This window comes from Peribacillus sp. RS7 (genome assembly GCF_041956845.1).
Lineage (GTDB): Bacteria > Bacillota > Bacilli > Bacillales > DSM-1321 > Peribacillus.
In genome coordinates this window covers 171,181-191,970 of sequence record NZ_CP168135.1, presented here as the reverse complement: position 1 = coordinate 191,970, position 20,790 = coordinate 171,181, and the positions used below count along the sequence as shown (strand labels likewise).

At 40.5% G+C, this 20,790-nt stretch carries 25 protein-coding genes; 16 read left to right on the top strand and 9 right to left on the bottom strand.

All coding sequences use genetic code 11. The annotated features are described in order from the left end of the window. Window positions 1-28: 28 nt before the first annotated feature. The 4 genes from ispG to ACDZ29_RS01055 form a co-directional block, all read right to left on the bottom strand. Window positions 29-1,141: a flavodoxin-dependent (E)-4-hydroxy-3-methylbut-2-enyl-diphosphate synthase gene (ispG, locus tag ACDZ29_RS01070; RefSeq protein ID WP_289318333.1), complete on the bottom strand. Its 1,113-nt coding sequence runs from the start codon at window positions 1,139-1,141 to the stop codon at window positions 29-31. A gap of 214 nt (window positions 1,142-1,355) precedes the next feature. Continuing rightward, the gene (locus ACDZ29_RS01065; protein WP_289325772.1) at window positions 1,356-1,688 is read right to left on the bottom strand and encodes a hypothetical protein; all 333 of its coding nucleotides are present in this window, start codon (window positions 1,686-1,688) and stop codon (window positions 1,356-1,358) included. Between the two features lie 111 nt (window positions 1,689-1,799). Further along, window positions 1,800-1,889 (bottom strand): hypothetical protein, encoded by a 90-nt coding sequence (locus ACDZ29_RS01060; RefSeq protein WP_375091081.1) that lies wholly within the window; start codon window positions 1,887-1,889, stop codon window positions 1,800-1,802. A 225-nt stretch (window positions 1,890-2,114) separates the two neighbouring features. Continuing rightward, complete coding sequence (locus tag ACDZ29_RS01055) at window positions 2,115-2,882, bottom strand: DUF1189 domain-containing protein (protein ID WP_289325771.1); 768 nt, start codon at window positions 2,880-2,882, stop codon at window positions 2,115-2,117. Between the two features lie 163 nt (window positions 2,883-3,045). Here ACDZ29_RS01055 and ACDZ29_RS01050 point away from each other — a divergent pair, with 163 nt between their 5' ends. Together ACDZ29_RS01050 and sodA are read left to right on the top strand one after the other, a co-directional pair. After that, window positions 3,046-3,531, top strand: a complete 486-nt coding sequence (locus ACDZ29_RS01050; RefSeq protein ID WP_207440841.1) for a DUF456 domain-containing protein — start codon at window positions 3,046-3,048, stop codon at window positions 3,529-3,531. 145 nt (window positions 3,532-3,676) lie between these two features. After that, on the top strand, window positions 3,677-4,285 hold the full coding sequence (gene sodA, locus ACDZ29_RS01045; protein WP_034308436.1) for a superoxide dismutase SodA: 609 nt from the start codon (window positions 3,677-3,679) through the stop codon (window positions 4,283-4,285). A gap of 490 nt (window positions 4,286-4,775) precedes the next feature. On the opposite strand, the gene ACDZ29_RS01040 is transcribed toward sodA, so the two are convergent. Then, window positions 4,776-5,159 (bottom strand): hypothetical protein, encoded by a 384-nt coding sequence (locus ACDZ29_RS01040; RefSeq protein WP_375089542.1) that lies wholly within the window; start codon window positions 5,157-5,159, stop codon window positions 4,776-4,778. A 144-nt stretch (window positions 5,160-5,303) separates the two neighbouring features. Between ACDZ29_RS01040 and ACDZ29_RS01035 the strand changes: the two genes are divergently transcribed. From ACDZ29_RS01035 to phoU, 7 genes are all read left to right on the top strand, one after another. Beyond that, a complete protein-coding gene (locus ACDZ29_RS01035) occupies window positions 5,304-6,524 on the top strand; it encodes an MFS transporter (protein WP_289325769.1) in 1,221 nt (406 codons plus the stop codon). Window positions 6,525-6,712: 188 nt separating this feature from the next. Further along, a complete protein-coding gene (locus tag ACDZ29_RS01030; RefSeq protein ID WP_375089540.1) occupies window positions 6,713-8,881 on the top strand; it encodes a peptidoglycan D,D-transpeptidase FtsI family protein in 2,169 nt (722 codons plus the stop codon). A gap of 205 nt (window positions 8,882-9,086) precedes the next feature. Further along, on the top strand, window positions 9,087-10,049 hold the full coding sequence (locus ACDZ29_RS01025) for a PstS family phosphate ABC transporter substrate-binding protein (RefSeq protein WP_375089538.1): 963 nt from the start codon (window positions 9,087-9,089) through the stop codon (window positions 10,047-10,049). Between the two features lie 138 nt (window positions 10,050-10,187). Further along, window positions 10,188-11,087, top strand: coding sequence for a phosphate ABC transporter permease subunit PstC (gene pstC / locus ACDZ29_RS01020; protein WP_370017079.1), 900 nt, complete (start codon window positions 10,188-10,190; stop codon window positions 11,085-11,087). A 3-nt stretch (window positions 11,088-11,090) separates the two neighbouring features. Then, window positions 11,091-11,969: a phosphate ABC transporter permease PstA gene (gene pstA, locus ACDZ29_RS01015; protein ID WP_375089537.1), complete on the top strand. Its 879-nt coding sequence runs from the start codon at window positions 11,091-11,093 to the stop codon at window positions 11,967-11,969. A gap of 22 nt (window positions 11,970-11,991) precedes the next feature. Beyond that, window positions 11,992-12,813, top strand: a complete 822-nt coding sequence (pstB, locus tag ACDZ29_RS01010; protein WP_370017078.1) for a phosphate ABC transporter ATP-binding protein PstB — start codon at window positions 11,992-11,994, stop codon at window positions 12,811-12,813. 20 nt (window positions 12,814-12,833) lie between these two features. Continuing rightward, window positions 12,834-13,487 (top strand): phosphate signaling complex protein PhoU, encoded by a 654-nt coding sequence (phoU, locus tag ACDZ29_RS01005; RefSeq protein ID WP_375089536.1) that lies wholly within the window; start codon window positions 12,834-12,836, stop codon window positions 13,485-13,487. Window positions 13,488-13,559: 72 nt separating this feature from the next. Here phoU and ACDZ29_RS01000 read toward each other — a convergent pair whose 3' ends face one another. The 3 genes from ACDZ29_RS01000 to ACDZ29_RS00990 are packed head-to-tail and all read right to left on the bottom strand — an operon-like array spanning window position 13,560 to window position 14,394. Further along, window positions 13,560-13,850 (bottom strand): hypothetical protein, encoded by a 291-nt coding sequence (locus ACDZ29_RS01000; RefSeq protein ID WP_375089535.1) that lies wholly within the window; start codon window positions 13,848-13,850, stop codon window positions 13,560-13,562. Window positions 13,851-13,876: 26 nt separating this feature from the next. Further along, complete coding sequence (locus tag ACDZ29_RS00995; RefSeq protein ID WP_375089534.1) at window positions 13,877-14,011, bottom strand: hypothetical protein; 135 nt, start codon at window positions 14,009-14,011, stop codon at window positions 13,877-13,879. 2 nt (window positions 14,012-14,013) lie between these two features. Next, window positions 14,014-14,394 carry a hypothetical protein gene (locus ACDZ29_RS00990; RefSeq protein ID WP_375089532.1) on the bottom strand — a complete coding sequence of 127 codons (381 nt, stop codon included), beginning with the start codon at window positions 14,392-14,394 and terminating at the stop codon, window positions 14,014-14,016. 425 nt (window positions 14,395-14,819) lie between these two features. Between ACDZ29_RS00990 and ACDZ29_RS00985 the strand changes: the two genes are divergently transcribed. The 5 genes from ACDZ29_RS00985 (at window position 14,820) to ACDZ29_RS00965 (ending at window position 18,416) form a co-directional block, all read left to right on the top strand. After that, a complete protein-coding gene (locus ACDZ29_RS00985; RefSeq protein ID WP_375089531.1) occupies window positions 14,820-15,425 on the top strand; it encodes a hypothetical protein in 606 nt (201 codons plus the stop codon). Window positions 15,426-15,543: 118 nt separating this feature from the next. Then, the gene (gene rpmG / locus ACDZ29_RS00980; RefSeq protein ID WP_028391797.1) at window positions 15,544-15,693 is read left to right on the top strand and encodes a 50S ribosomal protein L33; all 150 of its coding nucleotides are present in this window, start codon (window positions 15,544-15,546) and stop codon (window positions 15,691-15,693) included. Between the two features lie 170 nt (window positions 15,694-15,863). After that, window positions 15,864-16,436, top strand: a complete 573-nt coding sequence (locus tag ACDZ29_RS00975) for a 5-formyltetrahydrofolate cyclo-ligase (RefSeq protein ID WP_375089529.1) — start codon at window positions 15,864-15,866, stop codon at window positions 16,434-16,436. A gap of 76 nt (window positions 16,437-16,512) precedes the next feature. Further along, window positions 16,513-16,701, top strand: coding sequence for a hypothetical protein (locus ACDZ29_RS00970; protein WP_289325760.1), 189 nt, complete (start codon window positions 16,513-16,515; stop codon window positions 16,699-16,701). A 176-nt stretch (window positions 16,702-16,877) separates the two neighbouring features. Beyond that, a complete protein-coding gene (locus tag ACDZ29_RS00965) occupies window positions 16,878-18,416 on the top strand; it encodes a rhomboid family intramembrane serine protease (RefSeq protein WP_375089528.1) in 1,539 nt (512 codons plus the stop codon). On the opposite strand, the gene ACDZ29_RS00960 is transcribed toward ACDZ29_RS00965, so the two are convergent. Then, window positions 18,411-19,268 carry a hypothetical protein gene (locus tag ACDZ29_RS00960; RefSeq protein WP_375089526.1) on the bottom strand — a complete coding sequence of 286 codons (858 nt, stop codon included), beginning with the start codon at window positions 19,266-19,268 and terminating at the stop codon, window positions 18,411-18,413. The genes ACDZ29_RS00965 and ACDZ29_RS00960 overlap by 6 nt on opposite strands. Window positions 19,269-19,506: 238 nt before the next feature. On the opposite strand from ACDZ29_RS00960, the gene ACDZ29_RS00955 reads away from it, so the two are divergent. Together ACDZ29_RS00955 and ACDZ29_RS00950 are read left to right on the top strand one after the other, a co-directional pair. Next, window positions 19,507-19,716 carry a YqgQ family protein gene (locus ACDZ29_RS00955; protein ID WP_076365307.1) on the top strand — a complete coding sequence of 70 codons (210 nt, stop codon included), beginning with the start codon at window positions 19,507-19,509 and terminating at the stop codon, window positions 19,714-19,716. 14 nt (window positions 19,717-19,730) lie between these two features. Continuing rightward, window positions 19,731-20,702 (top strand): ROK family glucokinase, encoded by a 972-nt coding sequence (locus ACDZ29_RS00950; RefSeq protein ID WP_375091080.1) that lies wholly within the window; start codon window positions 19,731-19,733, stop codon window positions 20,700-20,702. Window positions 20,703-20,790 lie beyond the last annotated feature (88 nt).

Sequence of the window (20,790 nt, the reverse complement as noted above, 5' to 3'; positions counted from 1 at the left end):
CGATAATGAAAATTCGGGATTTTTTGCTTTATTTATTTAGTAAAGCTGCAGCAGCAGCTTCGGCTCTTTGTTTTTCATAGTACTCTTCAGCAATTTTGTCAATTTCCTTTTTCAGTTCCTCGACCATCGTCTCTTCAGGTACTTTACGAACAATCTGACCTTTTCTAAACAGCAAACCTTCACCACGAGCCCCGGCTATGCCGATATCAGCCTCACGGGCTTCCCCAGGACCGTTTACCGCACAACCAAGCACTGATACCTTGATTGGTGCTTTAATCGTCTGGATGTACTCTTCAACCTCATTCGCGATGGAGATTAAATCAATTTCGATTCGACCGCAAGTAGGGCAGGAAATTAAAGTGGCCATGTTAGAAGCAAGGCCAAATACTTTTAGGAGCTCCCTTGCCACCTTCACCTCTTCGACAGGATCGGCACTTAAGGAAACACGCATCGTGCTTCCAATACCTTGACTTAGGATTGCACCTAGTCCGGCAGCACTTTTTACTGTTCCGGAGAACAGTGTACCTGATTCCGTGATCCCAAGATGTAAAGGGTAATCGAATGCTTTTGAAGCTTTTTCATATGCTTCGATGGCTAAATTCACATCGGAAGCTTTCATGGAAACGATAATGTCATGAAAATCGAGATCTTCCAGGATCTTGATATGGTGTAAAGCACTTTCTACCATTCCATCAGCAGTTGGGTACCCATATTTATCCAGGATTTTCTTTTCAAGAGAACCGGCATTGACCCCGATGCGGATTGGAATTCCTTTGGCCTTCGCAGCTTTCACGACTGCCTCAACCTTTTCACGGCGTCCGATGTTACCGGGATTTATCCTGATTTTATCCGCTCCGCCTTCAATGGCCTTCAGAGCAAGTTTATAATCGAAATGAATATCGACTACAAGAGGGATGTTAATCCGTTTTTTTATTTCAGGGATTGCATCGGCTGCCCTTTCATCCGGACATGCGACCCGTACGATTTGGCATCCCGCTTCTTCAAGACGAAGGATCTCTGCAACCGTTGCTTCAACATCATGTGTTTTTGTAGTTGTCATGCTTTGTACTATAACTTCATTATTGCCGCCAATCGTTAAGTTTCCGACTTTAATTGGCCGCGTCTTGGTGCGATGTATGATTTCACTCAAGTGGAATTCTCTCCTTTAGGAAAAAATCAGTTTTGATTTTTAATTTGCTACTCTCAAATATTGTATCAATGTACATACCGGTTGACAAGGAAATAGGACGCAATATCTTTTTTCAACATGAAGGATTCCCTATTCCTGGATATATTCGTTGCATGGAAACCCCGCTTAATGGTTCTTGGGAAGGGGGAGTTCTCCATTAAGACGGTTATTTATAAACGGGTATCTTATATGTTTTGCCAATTTGCATATTTTCGGGCGGCAATCCTTCATTCAAACTTTGAAAGTCAGAGATGATCGTTTCGATTGGCTGATTGGATCCGCCTTTTTCCGTTTCAACGATGGAGAGTAAGGTATCCCCGGGTTTCATGGTGATTTCTTTATAAGCAGCAGATGGTGCGGATGCAGGCTGACTGGCCGGGACGGCCGGTTCGCTTGTAGTGGCCGGTGGATGGGAAGCCGGCAGGGTCCCCGTAGTCAGATCGAAATAAATAATAAATAAAGTGAAACAGAATGAGATAAAAAGAAGTAGCCGTTTCAATTTTCCATCCTCCCAAGCTTGTCTTTAATTCATATATACTTGGAAGGGTCCGAAAATATGCCTAAAAATGGGCGGTTTTTCAAATGGAATATGGGGTACCATTCAAATTCTCTATTTCAGTTGAGTAAAATCCTTATTTGAATGGGAGCTAAGAAAGGAGCTGATCTCCTTTGTAGTCAGACCAATCTCTCTTGCCTGCATTATAAGTAACAGCCACTGTACATCAATATTACTCTCCTTCACGTCTATCACCTCTTAATTACTATTTCAAGTATAAGTATAGGAATAACTTGGTGAGTATTTTGTCGAATTAAGTAGATATGAAAAAATGATGACTGTAGTCATATGCGGGGAAAGGATTACCCGATTATTAGCAAAAGAAAAAGATCCGCACCAGGATGGGTCCGGATCTTTTTCTTTTTAAAATCAATCTTCGATCTTATTAGTTGATGTTTCTTTAATGGATAAATATAACATCATCAATGTCACAAACCAGCTAATGATTGAAGCGAATGGAACCGTTGCTTGAAAAGCATCCATGATGGTGAAGAATATGGTGGCAAGCGTAATGCTGTAAGCACTAATTCTCCATAAATGCCTATAGGAAAGCGAACGGCCAAGGGCATTTTTGAAAAGAAGACCGAAAGCGGCAAGGATTGTCACTTTAATGAAAATTCCGCTGGCAGTAAACAGGTATAATATAAGTAGTAGCAATGGAAGGATGATCGGTAGCACAGATTCGACTGAATCAAGCCAAGTGGATATGTCCTGATTATCTCCTTCCAAAAGTGAATATGGAGAGGATTGCACGTTGCCTCCAGATACGAAAACCAGATCAGACTTTAAAAGAGCGACAGCCTCATCAGCTTTTGCAGCCACTTCTTCCGGGGTTAAGGCTCCCGTACCATCTACAAAAATTTGATAACCGTTTTTATTCAAGCTAAATGGTTCACCTTCTTCAGTCGTCAACGTGCCATTTTTGATTTCAAATGCCGGCAAGTCTTCGGATACTGTTTCATGCATGGCATCTATCCCGTCAACTATCATTGTACCGAAATAATAAGCTGAAGGGAGAAAGGCGATTAGACTTATAAAGAATACGAATAAAATCGTTTTCCCGATACCTTGGTTTTGAAAGGAAGCGATATCTTTAGGAGAATATAAGCTTACCCATAGTTGTTTGAATATGTTCAATGTTTTCAGCACCTAACTATATAAGATTCCTAACCAATTTTAACTATATGGGAAAAATAAAACAACCTGTATTCTGCTTCATTGGTTTCAACCATCAATAAAGAGGCAATTATGGAGAGATAAAGCCAATTTATAAATGAAATGAGAAAGGGCGTTTTTGGTTATGGATACACTATTTTGGATAATAATCATCCTCATGTTCATAATGGGCTTCGTCGGTTTGATTTTTCCGATCATCCCAAGTGTTTTATTCATATTCGGCGGAATATTGTTATATGGACTATTTTATTCGTTTGAACCATTTGGCTGGTTTTTCTGGACGGTACAAATTCTATTCGTCATCCTTTTATTCGCAGCCGATTATATCGCAAACATGGTTGGGGTCAAAAAATATGGCGGCACGAAAGCGGGGGTTTGGGGCAGTACGATTGGGCTTCTGGTCGGACCATTCGTGATTCCGTTCGTCGGAATTTTAATAGGTCCATTCATCGGGGCATTCCTGGCAGAAATCCTAGTCCATAAAAAAGACCCGGTCACTGCTTCTAAAATCGGCCTTGGTTCCGTCGTAGGTTTTATAAGTAGTGTAATCACAAAAGGCATCATTCAATTACTGATGATCGGATATTTTATATTCGTGGTATTCTCATAGGAAATAAAATCGAAAAATGAAAAATTGAGGCATAAGGTTTGAAACGGTTACAAAAATTTGATACTCTATTGCTAGCGAGCTTCAGGTATCTTTCGAGAACTGAAGCCCTCAAAAAAAAACAGCTTACATAGGGAGGAATTTTATTATGGCTTTTGAACTTCCACAATTACCGTATGCATACGATGCATTGGAACCACACATCGACAAAGAAACAATGAACATTCACCACACTAAACATCACAACACATATGTGACAAACCTGAACAATGCTCTAGAAGGCAACCAAGAACTTCTAAGCAAAAGCGTTGAAGAAATTGTCGCTAACCTTGACGCAGTACCTGAAGCTGTTCGTACAGCTGTACGCAACAATGGTGGCGGACATGCTAACCACACTTTATTCTGGGAAATCCTTTCACCTAACGGCGGCGGACAACCAACTGGTGAATTAGCGGATGCTATCACTTCAAAATTCGGAAGCTTTGACAGCTTTAAAGAAGAGTTCGCTAAAGCGGCTACAACTCGTTTTGGATCTGGCTGGGCTTGGCTTGCTGTCAACAATGGCGAGTTGGAAGTAACAAGCACACCGAACCAGGACAATCCTTTATCAGAAGGTAAAACTCCTCTTCTTGGATTGGACGTTTGGGAACATGCTTACTACCTAAACTATCAAAACCGTCGTCCTGAATACATCAATTCTTTCTGGAATGTTGTAAACTGGGATGAAGTTGCAAAACGTTACAGCGCTGCAAAATAATTTGTAATTAATTAAAAAGACAGGAACCCCCTTTCCAGGGAATCCTGTCTTTTTTTTGTTTCTTATAATGAGGGACTACAACAGTATAAGTGCAACTACTTCTCTGTCTTCGCCAATCGAAGAGTTTTCTTTACACTGTTCTTAATCCGTGATTTCAAGAGAGAGGAAAACAGTATAAGGGCAACTACTTCTCTGTCTTCGCCAAACTGTCTTCGCCAATCGAAGAGTTTTCTTTACACTGTTCTTAATCCCTGATTTCAAGAGATAGGAAAACAGTATAGGGCAACTACTTCTCTGTCTTCGCCATCCTGTCTCGCCAATCGAAGAGTTTTCTTTATACTGTTCTTAATCCGTGATTTCAAGAGAGAGGAAAACAGTATAAGTGCAACTACTTCTCTGTCTTCGCCATCCTGTCTCGCCAATCGAAGAGTTTTCTTTACACTGTTCTTGATCCCTAATTTCAAGAGAGAGGAAAACAGTATAAGGGCAACTACTTCTCTGTCTTCGCCAATCGAAGAGTTTTCTTTATACTGTTCTTAATCCGTGATTTCAAGAGAGAGGAAAACAGTATAAGGGCAATTACTTCTCTGTCTTCGCCAACCTGTCTTCGCCAAACTGTCTTCGCCAATCGAAGAGTTTTCTTTACACTGTTCTTAATCCCTGATTTCAAGAGAGAGGAAAACAGTATAAGGGCAACTACTTCTTTGTCTTCGCCATCCTGTCTCGCCAATCGAAGAGTTTTCTTTATACTGTTCTTAATCCGTGATTTCAAGAGAGAGGAAAACAGTATAAGTGCAACTACTTCTTTGTCTTCGCCATCCTGTCTCGCCAATCGAAGAGTTTTCTTTATACTGTTCTTAATCCGTGATTTCAAGAGAGAGGAAAACAGTATAAGTGCAACTACTTCTCTGTCTTCGCCATCCTGTCTCGCCAATCGAAGAGTTTTCTTTACCTTTTTTTACATAAATTCTTTTGTTTTTTCAAACACTAGAGTGGAATTTAAAGGAGAGTTAAAACAATGGGTATTTTAGAGAGATGGTTGGGTGAAGCGGGAGGGAAGAAGGATCTGCATCTCCTTTTGTTTATTGGCGGTCTGTACAGCCTAAGTATTGCTTTATCCAATACATTCGTTAATGTGTACTTGTGGAAACAATCCGGTCAAATTATTGATATTGCCGTATATAATCTAACCGTGGTGCTTTTTCAACCACTAACTTTTATCTTTGCTGGCAGGCTGGCGAAAAAAGTGGATCGAATCATTGTTTTGCGTCTAGGCGTTATCTTTTTGGCCCTATTTTATTTATCTGTCCTTTTGGTCGGCACACATGCAACGGATTTCCTATGGCTGCTTGGTGCACTGTTAGGTATTGGTTATGGGTTTTATTGGCTTGCCTATAATGTATTGACTTTTGAGATCACTGAACCGGAAACAAGAGATTTCTTCAATGGTTTTTTAGGGATTTTATCATCCCTCGGGGGAATGGTTGGTCCGATTCTTTCAGGGTTCATCATTTCGAGGCTTGAAAAATTCACGGGATATTCCATTGTATTCGGATTGTCTTTGCTATTGTTTTCCGTTGCGGTGTTTCTTAGCTTTTCGTTAAAAAGGCGTCCGGCTCATGGGAAATACTTTTTCCTTCGGATATTGCAAGAACGTAAAAATAATCGAAATTGGCTCTTGATCACCCGTGCTCACTTTTTTCAAGGGATACGAGAGGGCACATTCATGTTCATCATTTCGATTACAGTTTTCATTCAGACGGAGAGTGAACTGGCCTTAGGTAGCTATGGTCTGTTAAATTCAGCCATTTCATTCGTTGCGTATTTTTTTGCTTCGCGATATATAAAACAGCCGATGCGGAAAAAAGCGATTCTTATTGGGGGAATCCTGTTGTATGCAGGGGTCTTATTGATTGCATTTGATATCACATTCGGAAAGCTTCTCATTTATGGGGCGATTGTTGCTACCGCTTATCCTATTCTTTTGGTTCCTTATATTTCATTGACTTATGACATTATAGGCCGCGCTTGGAAAGCAGCGGAAATGAGGATTGAATATATCGTTGTCAGGGAACTGTTCGTTCATATTGGAAGGATTGTATCCATATCGGGATTCATTCTTTCCGTCATGTTTTTCGACCTAAAGCAAGTACTGCCGGTTTATCTTTTAATCGTCGGGGCAGGGCATACCGTGATATATTGGTTTGTACGGAAAATCGATATCATTGACCAAGATTAGAGGCCTTAGTGGCCTCTTTTCAATATCCATGACTTACGGTTTTAGGAAATATGAGCCGTAAGTCACTTTTTATGTAAAGTTCGTTAGATGTTTAATATTTCTAGAACACTAAGGTAGAAAAAAATATAAATGTTCTATAGAATAGTATAGGACCATTATGACTATGTAAAAAGGATGTGTGGCTTAGTGTGAATAAAAAGAAAAAGAAAAAGACGCATGTGCCTTTCAGATTGAATATTCTTTTCTTTTTAGTGTTTGTTTTGTTTTCCGCTTTAATTTTACGCTTGGGTGTTGTACAGATTGTTTATGGTGATGATTACCGGCGTGAGATTGAAAGAACAGAGGAAGTGACCGTGAATAATTCGGTGCCCCGTGGGAAAATGTATGACCGGAATTTAAAATTGATGGTCGATAACCAACCACTGGATGCAATTACATATACACGAAAGCAAGGTACGAAACAAACAGAAATGGTGGAAACGGCTGAAAAACTCGCGAAGTTGATCGAAAAAGACACCGATAAAGTGACTGAGCGCGATAAAAAGGATTTTTGGATTTTAAATAATCCAAAGTTGGCCGAGAAAAAGGTTACGGATAAAGAAAGGAAAAAAGTGGAAGAGGGAGAGCTGGAAGAAAGTGATTTGTATAAGCTTCAGCTTGATCGGATTACTTTAGATGAAATAGAGCTTTCGGAAAAAGATCTGGAAGTCCTTGCCATCTATAGGGAATTTGCAAGCGGATATGCCCTTACCCCGCAGGTCGTGAAAAACAAGAAAGTGACAAAAGAAGAATTCGCTAAGGTGAGTGAAAACCTTGATTCGCTCCCAGGGGTCGATATATCAACAGATTGGGATCGTTTTTATACGTATAATAAAACGCTTAAATCTGTATTAGGTAAAGTTTCTTCATCTGAAGAGGGTTTGCCTAGTGAAAGCCTGAACTACTACCTTGCACGTGATTACAGCCGGAATGACCGTGTAGGTAAGAGTTATATTGAGGCGCAATATGAGGATATCCTCCAAGGGCAGAAAGCGAAAGTAAGGAATGTGACCGATAAATCAGGAAATGTTGTCGATTCCGAAGTGATTACTGAAGGTTCGCGAGGAAAAGATCTTATATTGACAGTTGATATGGATTTACAGCTTGCAACAGAGGAAATCATTGAAAAGGAATTGATTGCCAAGAAAAAAATGGGCAACACTAAGTTCTTGGATAGAGCTTTTGTAGTTATGATGGATCCTAATACAGGGGAAGTTTTAACGATGGCTGGTAAGAAATATGAGAAGGATTCAAAAACAGGGAAATCTTCCATAGAGGACTTTGCATTAGGAAATATCACGACTTCCTATACGATGGGCTCCTCAGTAAAAGGTGCTACCGTTTTAACAGGTTATCAGCAAGGAGCTATCCAACCGGGTACATACTTTTATGATACGAAGTTGAAAATCAAAGGTACCCCCCCTAAAGGTTCTTATAGTAACTTTGGGAACATTAATGATTTGACTGCGTTAAAAGTATCCTCGAACGTTTATATGTTCAGAACGGCAATTAATATTGCAGGTGCGCATTATGTGCCGAACGAACCATTAAATATAAGTTCAAGTGCCTTTTCAACCATGCGTAATTCATTTGCCCAGTTTGGCTTGGGTGTCCGAACGGGGATCGACCTCCCGAATGAAATGAGTGGATTCAAAGGTTCGGAAACGTCACCAGGTAAACTGCTTGACCTCGCAATCGGACAGTACGATACGTACACACCGATTCAGCTTGTGCAGTATGTTTCAGCCATTGCGAATGGCGGTAACCGCATGAAGCCGCATATGGTTAAGGAAATCCGCGATCCGGTAGATAATAATGAGGAATTGGGTCCTATTGCGGAAGACGTTTCACCAACTGTCCTTAATCGTCTTGAGATGAAGGAAGAATGGATAGAACGTGTGCAGAGCGGTTTCGAGAAAGTTTCCATGGAACAAGGCGGAACAGCATATAAGTATTTTGGTAAGAAACCATATACGGTAGCGGCTAAAACTGGGACGGCGCAAGCGTTCTATGATGGTCCGAACCGAGCGGATTATAGCGAACCTCAAGATACGATGAATATCACGTTGGTCGGCTATGCCCCTGCTAAAAATCCGGAAGTTGCTTTTGCTGTTGTTGTCCCGTGGGCGTACCAGGGCCATTCGGGTCATGATATGAGTAAAAAAATTGGCGAAGAGATTATGGATACTTATTTCGATCTGAAAAAAGAACGGGCAAAGAAGGAAAATACTGAGACCTCGACTGATTTGAAAGTGGAGAATGGTAAAGACGTCCAAAAGGACCAGGCTGAAGTTAGAAAAAGCCAGGAAAATGAATAAAAGGTTAAAACACGTTTTTGGGTAAACCGAAAACGTGTTTTTTTTGCATTTTAAGAACGAAATCAGTCCAGTTCTTTCATCTTTACAATAAGCACACAATAATTTACTGAATATTTACAAATGCTTTAAACGGAATTTACAGTCTGAAAGTATGATATGAGAGTAGTACAAAATATTCATATAAAATTCTTAGGGGGATTTACAAATGAGACGTTTCAAAGGTATGGCAATGACTGTAATGATGGGCGGAGTAATTGCAGTAGCGGCGGGTTGTGGATCCGATGACACTAAGACAAGCAGCGGTGAAGGAAAAGGATCTGGCCAACTGCAGGGAGAAGTGATTACGGATGGTTCTTCAACGGTCTTTCCGATCATGGAGGCAGTTGCAGAAGAATATATGGCTACACAGCCTGATGTGAAGGTTTCAGTGGGATCGTCAGGAACAGGTGGGGGATTCAAGAAATTCATCGCTGGTGATACGGACCTAGCCAATGCATCCCGTCCGGTCAAAGAAGAAGAAACTGCCTTACTTGAAGAAGAGGGAGTTAAATATACAGAATTGAAACTGGCATTTGACGGTATTTCAATCGTTGCCAATAAAGATAATGAATTCATCGATTCACTAACAGTTGAAGAACTTCAAAAACTGTGGGTTGATAATGGAAAGGTGAAGAAATGGTCTGATATACGTCCTGAATGGCCGAAGGAAGAAATTAAATTCTACTCTCCGGGAACAGATTCAGGCACATATGATTATTTCAATGAAGTGATCCTTGAAGAAAAACCGATGGTGGAAAATGCTACGCTTTCAGAAGATGATAACGTTCTTGTACAAGGTGTAGAAGGTGATAAAAATGCGATTGGATTCTTCGGTTATGCCTACTATTCAGAAAATAAAGATAAGTTAAAGATCATTTCCATCGACAACGGCAAAGGTGCCGTAGAGCCAACACATGAAACGATCAAAAGTGGCGAGTATGCCCCGTTATCACGTCCACTATACACATATGTAGCTAATAAGTCTGTAGCTGAAAAAGAACAAGTGGCAGATTATACTCAATTTGTCATTGAAAATGCAGGAGAGCTTGCTGAAGAAGTGGGTTATATCAGCCTGCCGGAAGAAGAGTACCAGAAAGATCTTGATAAATTAAAAGAACTGGAAAAATAACCGATATTACAGGCTACTGAAATCCCGCCTTGACTCGATTAAGGCGGGGGTAACAGCTTGTAAATCCAAAAATTGCGTGTCTGAAATGGAGGATGCAAGTTGGAACTTAGAAAAACAGAAACCTATTCTGTACAGCAAATGATCCTGGAAAAGAAAAGAAAGAAAAAAATGAATATGGAAAAAGTCATACCTAAGCTTTTGTTCCTTACGGCGGCGATTTCCGTTTTCACTACAATCGGGATTATCCTGACGCTTATATTTGAAACGTTTATCTTTTTTGATAGAGTGTCCATCGTCGAGTTTTTTACAGAAGCTAAATGGCTGCCATTTGCATCTACACCTTCCTATGGGATTATGCCCCTTATCGTTGGAACGTTGAAGATAACAGTCATAGCAGCGGTGGTTGCAGTTCCAGTAGGGCTTGCAACAGCCATTTTCTTGAGTGAATATGCATCTGAGAAAACACGGAGAATCATCAAGCCGATTTTAGAAGTTTTAGCTGGGATTCCTACTATCGTTTACGGCTTCTTTGCCTTAACTTTTGTAACACCGGTTTTGCGCGATTTATTTCCTTTCCTTGACATGTTCAATGCTTTAAGTCCTGGGATCGTTGTAGGTATCATGATTATGCCGATGATAGCCTCTTTGTCGGAAGATGCCCTTGTATCAGTGCCGAAGTCGATTCGCGAAGGTGCGTATGCTTTAGGAGCTACGAAACTCGAAACGACAATCAAAGTGGTATTGCCAGCAGCCATTTCAGGAATTGTGGCATCCATCGTTCTTGCTTTATCCAGAGCGATCGGGGAAACCATGATTGTGAGTGTTGCCGGTGGCTCGACCCCAAATATGAGCATGGATGTGACTTCATCGATCCAAACGATGACTGCTTATATCGTACAGGTCAGTTCGGGGGATGCAGGGTACGGGACAACGATTTACTACAGCATATATGCGGTTGGAATGACACTGTTCGTCTTTACGCTTATCATGAATTTACTGGCGCAGTTCATCTCTCGCAAGTTCAGGGAGGAATATTAAGACATGAAACTGATAAACAAAAGTCATGTTGCAAAAAAGATGCCCGTTAGGCTGGCTGTTAATACGATTTGTAAAGGATTATTCTTCTTGGCAACATTGGTTGGCCTCATAGTATTGGCCATCTTATTTTATCGGATATTCACTCAAGGAATTGGTAGTCTGAATGGGGATTTCCTTCAGAATTTCGCTTCCAGGAAACCAGAAGAGGCTGGTATAAAGGCAGCATTGATCGGTTCAATATGGTTGATGGTAGTCGTGGCTCCAGTTTCCCTGCTGCTTGGTGTCGGAACGGCCATTTATTTAGAGGAATATGCCAGGAAAAATTGGATCACCACTTTTATCAAAGTGAATATTTCCAATCTGGCAGGTGTCCCGTCAATAGTATTTGGACTGCTGGGCTTAACGGTTTTCGTTCGTGCTCTAGCATTGGACCGGTCCATATTGGCAGCAGGCTTGACCATGAGCCTACTCGTTCTTCCGGTCATCATAGTAGCTGCCCAAGAGGCCATACGTGCCGTACCGCGTGATTTAAGGGAAGCTTCCTTTGGAATGGGTGCAACAAAGTGGCAGACGATATTGAAAGTGGTCCTGCCGGCTGCGGTACCTGGTATTTTAACTGGGGGAATACTGGCTTTGTCACGGGCAATCGGTGAAACGGCGCCACTTGTGGTGGTTGGCATACCGATGTTCATCGCCTTTTTACCACAAACGGTCATGGATACATTTACAGTTCTGCCAATGCAAATCTATAATTGGACATCTCGTCCACAGGAGGAATTCCAGCAGGTTGCTGCCGCGGGAATCATCGTTTTACTCATCCTGTTAATTTTTATGAATTCAATAGCGGTTTTAATTCGAAATAAATTCCAGAAAAGATACTAATAGGAGGAAGGAAAGCATGAATATGACCTTAATGAGAGAAAATGAGTCACCGGCTATCGGGTTCGAAAATGTCGAGTCCGTTCCCTTTTCGGAAAAGGTATATGAAACGTCCAATCTCAATTTATGGTATGGAGAAAACCATGCTTTGAAAAATATTAATTTGGATATGCATCAAAATGAGGTGACAGCCATCATAGGACCTTCAGGATGTGGGAAATCCACCTACATCAAAACATTGAACCGAATGATCGAACTAGTCCCGAATGTTAAAACGACAGGCCAGATTAAATATAGGAACAGGAATATCCTCGATCAGTCCTACAAGGTTGAAGATTTAAGGACACAGGTGGGAATGGTCTTCCAAAAGCCTAATCCCTTTCCTAAATCAATTTATGAAAATGTTGTATACGGACCGAAAATCCATGGAATAAAAAATAAAAAAATTCTTGATGAGATAGTTGAAAAGAGTTTAAAAGGGGCAGCCATTTGGGATGAAGTGAAAGACCGTCTGCATGAAAATGCATATGGACTTTCAGGTGGACAGCAACAGCGTCTTTGTATCGCCAGATGTTTGGCAATCGAACCAGATGTCATATTAATGGATGAACCAACATCTGCCCTTGATCCGATTTCCACTTTGAAAATAGAAGAATTGGTCCAAGAACTTAAAAAGGATTTCAGCATCATCATCGTTACCCATAACATGCAGCAGGCAGCACGTATCTCTGATAGAACAGCCTTCTTCTTAAATGGGGAAGTCATCGAATATTCTGATACCAACACCATCTTCTCTAATCCGAATGATAAAAGGACAGAAGATTACATTACCGGACGCTTCGGTTAAAGAGAAAGGGAGATGCGATAATGGTCGTTCGTGAAAATTTCGAGCTTCAGTTGAAAGAGTTACAGGAGAAAATAGTGAGGTTGGCTAATTTAGCTTCAGGGGCAATATCAAAATCATATGCCGCACTGGAAAACAATAATGTTGATGATGCTCTTGAAGTTATTGATGATGATACAATAGCTGATTTACTGGAAGAGGAAATTAATGACTTTGCGATTTTACTGATTGCGAAGCAGCAGCCGGTTGCAATTGATTTGCGGCGTATCATTGCTGCCATAAAAATTGCCTCGGATATTGAAAGGATGGCGGACTTTGGCGTCAATATCGCTAAATCAGCCATCCGAATCGGTGACCAGCCATTTATTCTGCCTTTAACACCTTTAAGGCAGATGCATGATATTACATTAAAGATGATTGAACTTTCGATAGAAGCATTTGAGAAGGAAGATGTTGTCCTTTCAAGAGAAATCATTGAAATGGATGATGAGGTCGATCGCTTTTATGGAGAGATGATTCGAAGTCTCCTTCGACTTTCAGATGAAAAAAACCTACAGCAGGTCACACAGCTTTCCTTAATTGCCCGATATTTAGAAAGAACGGCAGATCATACAACGAATATCGCAGAGAATATTTACTTCCTGGTAAGAGGGAGATATATCAGCAGGAATGAATGAATTCATTCTTATTTGAAAAAAAGAGAGGCTTTTTTTTCGGACAAAGTCCAATTAAAAAGTCTCTCTTATTCATTAATGGGTCAAAGTGTTGGCCAATTGTCTATATGTCATATTATTCGTAACGACAAACTCGCAGATTTGAACTTTTTTTGAGAAATCATGTTCATTTATATAAGCTTCAAATCCAGCAGCATCATCGATGATTTTTTCCTTGGAGAGCCTATCGGCAATTTCAGTTGTGGTCATATTCGTTTTCACTTTAATCGTATAGGAGACGATGGATTGATCTTTTTTTGATGCTTCATTCTCCAATAAATCTTTATCTGCATCCTTTGGTTGGACGGTCTTTTTTGTTTCCTCCATAGGAAGGGAAACGACGAATCCCTGCTTCACAGCAATTCCCTAGCTTCCTCTGCAGTCGGAGTGGTACCTTCGATTAATCCGGTGCCATAATTAAAACCGGCAAAGATTGTTGTTGTAAAGATGATACCGGCGGAAAGACCTTGCAGTCTTGCTTTGTTCATCTTCATTCACCCTGCAATCTTTGTTGCTCGATCACTGACATGGTTTGTTCCTTCGTTAACGAGGATTGTCTAGCGATCTGGTCCAAAGAAAGACCTTGACTATATAAGGATAGAACCTGACTTTTTAAAATTTCATGAATAGGTTCAACTTCATTGGAAGTGACAAGTGATTTAGTCTTAACGGGAGGAACAGGGTCATCCTGGATAACGAATTCCTCTTCAAGAATCTTCACCTTCTTCTTTAATTGGTAGATATCCTGCATATACGTAATGGTCATCTGTTCTAAATCTTCTTCTAATTTGGCAACCTTATCTTTACTGAAAAAGGAAATGATAAGAAGGACAATCGCTAATGAAAAAAGAAGGATGATAAGTGTTTCCATGATTTCACCTCAGAAGCTAAATTTCGACATATACTTATATTTTACACATATTATATAAAAAATTGGAGATTTTCATATTTTTATATCTTCGGAAGTGACAGTTACCTTCAATTATTGTCTGTTTTGTTTCAAATTATTGTCGAAATGCCTCATGACTATCGTTGAAGAAAAAAATTCAGGCACTAAAAAGGGGAAAAAAACCCTTTAGATATAACATACATAAAATTCGACAAAATGTGTTTATTGTCCATCAGCCAATTCAGTGCTAACATAAAGATAGAATAAATTGAAAAAACGAAATATTTTGAATAGTTAAAATTAATGAACCTATAAGGAAATGGTGTGCAGATTCTAAAGTGGATAGTTTCACTGTCAGCGCCTAACGATAAGTTATATAAGGATAAAGAAGGGGAAGGGATGATTATATGAATTCGATCGCGTATATGCCGCAGGATAACCAGGATATGTATCGTAAGGGGTTAAAGGCTGGGTTATGGATGGATGAGAGTTTTGATTGGTATCCTGAGGAAGATATGATGAGTCATCCTAATGGGGAGATCCGGACACTTTCACAAACTTATACCCAAGGGCAGGTGACCTTTTCGAAGTTCACGATTAGGAATACCTCATTTGAAACTAAGCGCCCAAAAGTGTTTTTTCACTATGAAAACGCTTTCGAAAGACAGGCGGTGGCTTTTTATAGCCCGAATGAACGGGCGATTTTACATGTAGCCCCTCAATCGATAGCCTTATTGGGTGGATTGGTGAAAGGGAAAAGCATCTCTCAATATTGCATCCAAGGTAAGGGAAGCCTTTATCAAGAGGGATGCTTCAAATCATTGAAAGAAGGGATTCTGGCTTATTCACCGCTCGCCAAAGGGGAGGTAACCAGCGTTTTCACACTAGAGACTGAAATCTTACCGAAGGAATGTGTGGAAGCTGTGGCTTGGGTCATTCATGCTGAAACGAAAGAAGAAGCGAAAATCATGAATAATCAGCTCCTCCTGACGATGCAAAACGTAACCAATTAAAAATTAAAAAAAGTTAATGTTGGATTTCCCAAAAAACATACTAGCAATTCACATTGAATAATGCTATTATAGAAAAGTCCTATGTGAAAAAGTCAATATGTTTGGAGGGAAATACACAATGCGCGTGAATATTACATTAGCTTGCACTGAATGTGGAGACCGTAACTATATTTCTAAAAAAAATAAACGTAACAATCCAGACCGTCTTGAGCTTAAAAAATACTGCTCAAGAGAAAAACGCAGCACGACTCACCGTGAAACAAAGTAAGCAACAGGATTTTTCCTGTTGTTTTTTTTTGCATTTTTTTAATGTCTTCTCCCTATCTTTCCTTTAGTGAATATTTTCAGAATGCACTCGGCAATTTCCCATTTCGTATTTTAGTAAATGAACAAATATTATGAGATAATAATAGAATTAGACTAAAGGAGTCGGAAATGATGAGAGAAAACAAAAATAAGCTCCGCCAAGAAGTTAGGTCCCGTTTAATGGAACTGACCAAAGAGGAACATAAAGAACTTTCGAACAGCATCGCTGAAAACTTATTTTCACTGGAGGAATGGAAAAAAGCTAAAACCATTGGGATCACCATCTCCATTCCGCCTGAAGTTCCAACAGTACGGATCATCGAACAAGCATGGAGTGAAGGAAAAGAAGTGGCAGTACCGAAATGTGATCCTGAAAAAAAGACAATGGAATTCAAAAAGATTTCGTCCTTCAATCAGCTGGAGTCTGTTTATTATGGATTGCTTGAACCAGTGGAAGAAACTGCTAAGGCCCACAAAGAGGAATTGGATGTAATGATCGTCCCCGGTCTTGCTTTTACCAAAGAAGGGTATCGCCTGGGCTTTGGGGGCGGTTATTATGACCGTTTCCTCTCTCATTACCGAGGAGCTACATTGGCCCTTACATACGAGCTTCAATTAATGGATGATCTCCCGATAGAGGTTCATGATATAGCTGTCAGCAAACTCATCACCCCATCCAGGGTTTTACGCACGTACGCCCACTAGAAGAAGTTTATTAATTATCACTTTTTTGCTCATAAAAATCCTGTCCTGTATCACACTAATGATAGGAGGGATCGTTATGCTTCGATTAATTATTCAAATCTTCTTGGTTGGTTTAGTGGTTTATGCAGGTTATCAAAATCGGTACCGCTTGATAAATGTTGTGCTGTCTAGCGGTATACTAAGAAGATTTCTAGTGACCAAATCCTTGAATATGCCAATGTTCAGGGATAAAATGATGCAAAGCATGTTCAGTCAGACCAAATGATGATGCCGGCATCTTAAAAGGAACCTGATCAGGGGTTCCTTTTTTATTTATAACCCATAGGGAGAGAGGGGTTAAAACAGTCTCCTTTTTTACTTTTTTCATGATTTCGTCTATAGTTTTAATTATAGAAACAGGAATTTTAGAAGCTTAAGATTCATTGGAAAGTGGGGAAGGCATTGGGATTTAAAGAGGATTATTTGTTTTGGGAAACCATTAGGGAGTTGTCGGCCCATTATGATTATCGAATGATCACTGTCACGGAAAACCATCAGGAGATTTGGCTTGAGAGCGATAAGAATAAGGAGTTTCCAGTCATCAGACTCATTCGACATGATTTGGATTGGGCTAATTGGCTCAAGCGTGATATCGACCGAACATTGCAGAATGGGGAAAGGATCAGAAGGAAATTATACAAAAAGCCCATAGACATATTAAGTATCTATGTTAGTAAATTTGCCCCGGTCGATGATCATGACTTTAGTTTACAGGTGGCTTCCTTTAAAAAAACGAATGTTAACACGTTTATTCTAACTTGTGAATCATTTCATGATTCGTTACAAAACCTTGAGCATGTATTGAAAAAACCACTTTCAATTCAAGTTCTTGAAGAAGATGAAATAGATGAGGAAAAGATTCTCGCAGTAAAGAAAGACGCAATCTCGGAGTCGGTCAAAAAGGCTAAGGCTGAGCAGAAGGTATTTCAAAATGCCAATAAGCCATTCTTTACATATATATTCATGGCGATACAAATAGCTGTGTTCATCTTGATGGAGTTCAATGGAGGCAGCACCAATTCCAAGACCTTGATTGAGTTTGGCGCTAAATTTTCTCCTTATATCATACAAGGGGAATGGTGGCGGTTCTTTACACCAATGATTGTCCATATTGGGTTTATTCATTTACTGATGAATACATTTTCATTGTATTTGATCGGTGCTGAAGTGGAAAGGATTTACGGTAATGCCAGGTTCCTTTTCATCTATATATTCGCTGGTTTCGCTGGAACTCTAGGCAGCTTCATCATGACCCCGAATCTTTCGGCAGGGGCGAGCGGGGCCATTTTTGGCTGTTTTGGGGCACTTCTGTACTTTGGCATCGTCTATCCGAAATTATTCATGCGCTCGATGGGTTCATCGGTGATCGTGTTGATCATCATTAACTTAATATATGGTTTCACCGTTTCGGGAATTGACAATGCAGGGCATATCGGAGGTTTGATCGGAGGGTTCTTGGCTGCTGGAGTGGTCCAGCTGCCAAAATCCAAGAATATCTTTCGGCAGCTGGCTTTTCTGATAGGGACGGCAATACTGACCTATGGCTTGCTTCAATTTGGTTTCAACCATCAGGACAGTGCAGCTATGGATGATAATACCATGGCCATGCTTGCCCAAAAGTATATTGATGATGAAGAAGAAGATAAAGCGGAAGAGATGTTATTCAAATATGTGGATGCAAACCCTGATGCACCACTATCGCTTTTTATGCTAGGGAATTTATCTTTTGAGAAAAAGGATATATATAAAGCGAGGGATTATTATGAAAAGGCGGTTGAAAGCAATCCGGATTTGCATGAAGCCCATTACAATCTTGCCTTAGTCTACATGAATCTCGAATCATTCGATCAAGCTAAGGAGCAAGCTGAAAAGGCTATTGAGCTTGCCCCGGATAATAAGTCATATACTAAACTGCTGCCAGAAATTGCAAAACGGCTATAACTTTTGACGTAGCATGATTGGGGTACCGTCTTTCAGTGTAAACAAGACAAGTATTTCACTTTGATTCTTAGCCATGAGCAATTGGGGGATGGTGCTGCCTTGTGGACTCACAGGGGATCCATCCTCCTTTTTTATTCCTAACACATAATTTTTATAAAGCCCTTCCCACAGCTTTCCCACAATTTCATCCCGTTTGAATTGGGGGAAGGCAGAAAGCCATTGGTTTTTTTTTGAGGGCAGGTCTGTCAATGAGATGATTTTGTACTGATCCAGATTAACTTGAAATGCTTGACCGGCTTTCTCCAAACCATTTCGAACCGTTTGATCGGTAAAGCCGTCCAGCGTTTTTTTCCACTGAATCTGTTCCACTGAAAGGGGACGGTGGAAGTATTGAAAAGTTGGTGTAGTTACTGTATAAAGTTTTTCTTTACTCAGCTGCTGGGCACTGGTGAAAATTGTGTCGCTCGGATGAACCTCGGCATAATGAAAAGTTACCGCTTCATAACGCCCACTCTCGGTTTCTTTAGATTTCGCTTTTTGAGAGAGTTCTTGTTTATTTTGCCGCCAATTTTTTAACGCTCCTGCCAATTTTCCATTTTTGTATAAGAGCGATACATCCTGACGTAAGTAAGCAGGCTGGTCCAACGCAGAACTCACCTTCCAAGTGATTGTATAGGTGGAATTCCCGGTACCCTTCGGTGTCAGGTGGGTGGAAGCATGTTCAAAATGGAGCGAGGAATCGATGGGAAAAAAAATGATGGTTTCCTCTGTCTGTTCATTATTTGAAAAATAAAGGATGACAAAAATGGTGGTTAAGACTAAAAAGACGGTATACTTCAATTGTAGTTTCATTTTTCCCCTCCGTTTTTACGCATGATGAATGGTTTAAAAAATATTAAGCAGTTTCAAATTTTCAAATCAAATCGAAAGAGTCCATATTAGGCGTTCACATTCTTGATATTTCATCATATGAATAGAGTTGGACATGTATGTGGAGGATGGGGAAAATTATCAAAAGTGGAAATCGACGCTTGTTACAATGAGGCTGATTCGATATACTTTCCTATAGAAAAGAGTAAAGAGGCTTATTATGAAAACATATTATGATCTTCAACAATACCTGAAAAGATTCGGCACATTTATTTACATTGGTGATCGATTAGCCGAGCTTGAACTGATGGAAGCTGAAATCAGGGAAATCCACCGTATGCAGATGATGGATACGAAAGATTATCAAATGGCGATCCTTTTAATTAGGCAGCAATTGTCTCTTGAAAGGGAAAAACAGAAAAAAAATTGATAAAAAAGGTGAGAATGATGGAAAAGTGGCTGATGGGTGTAGATTTAGGCGGTACAACTACCAAACTGGCTCTGATCAATTCATACGGAGAGATTATTCATAAATGGGAAATCAGCACGGATATCTCCGAAAAGGGCAGATTCATTACGATTAACATAGCCAAAGCGATTGATGCGAAGCTCGTGGAACTTAATGAACCGAAGAGTAAGATAGTAGGGATAGGAATGGGTGCCCCCGGCCCTGTGAAATTTGTTAACGGTTCCATATATGAAGCTGTCAATCTAGGTTGGAAAGACTATCCATTAAAAGATTTATTGGAGGTGGAGACATCTCTCCCTGCGGTGATCGATAATGATGCCAATATGGCAGCTTTGGGAGAAATGTGGAAAGGTGCCGGTAATGGTGCCAAAGACCTCGTTTGTATAACTCTGGGAACGGGTGTAGGCGGAGGGATCATCCATAATGGGCAAATCGTCCATGGTACTAGTGGAGCTGCTGGTGAAGTGGGGCATATAACGGTCGTAACGGACGGCGGGGCACCATGCAATTGCGGCAAGACAGGTTGTTTGGAAACGGTTGCTTCAGCTACGGGCATCGTTCGTATGGCTTTAGAGGCCTTGAATACTGCCGATGAAAAGTCAATGCTTCAGCAGAAAGTCGACGAGGGAAATGTGGTTACTTCCAAATTGTTATTCCAATGCGCTGCAGCAGGCGATCCTTTGTCCAAAGCAGTGGTGGATAAGGTAGGCAATTACTTGGGGCTAGCACTATCACATGTTGGGAATGTCATGAATCCGGATAAAATCGTCATTGGTGGGGGCGTTTCACAAGCGGGAGACATTTTGCTCGATCCTGTCCGATCTGCCTTTGGAAAGTATGCCTTTAAACGGGTTAGTAAATCAACGAAAATCAGCCTGGCAACACTAGGCAATGATGCAGGGGTAATTGGTGCAGCCTGGCTCATTAAAAGCCAATTGAATGGTTGATCCGTTCTTGTGCCCTTTGGCAAGCTGGGGTGTGTAAATTATCGAATTTTCAAAAAGTTCCCTATTTGAAGGGGTGGATGCATTTTGC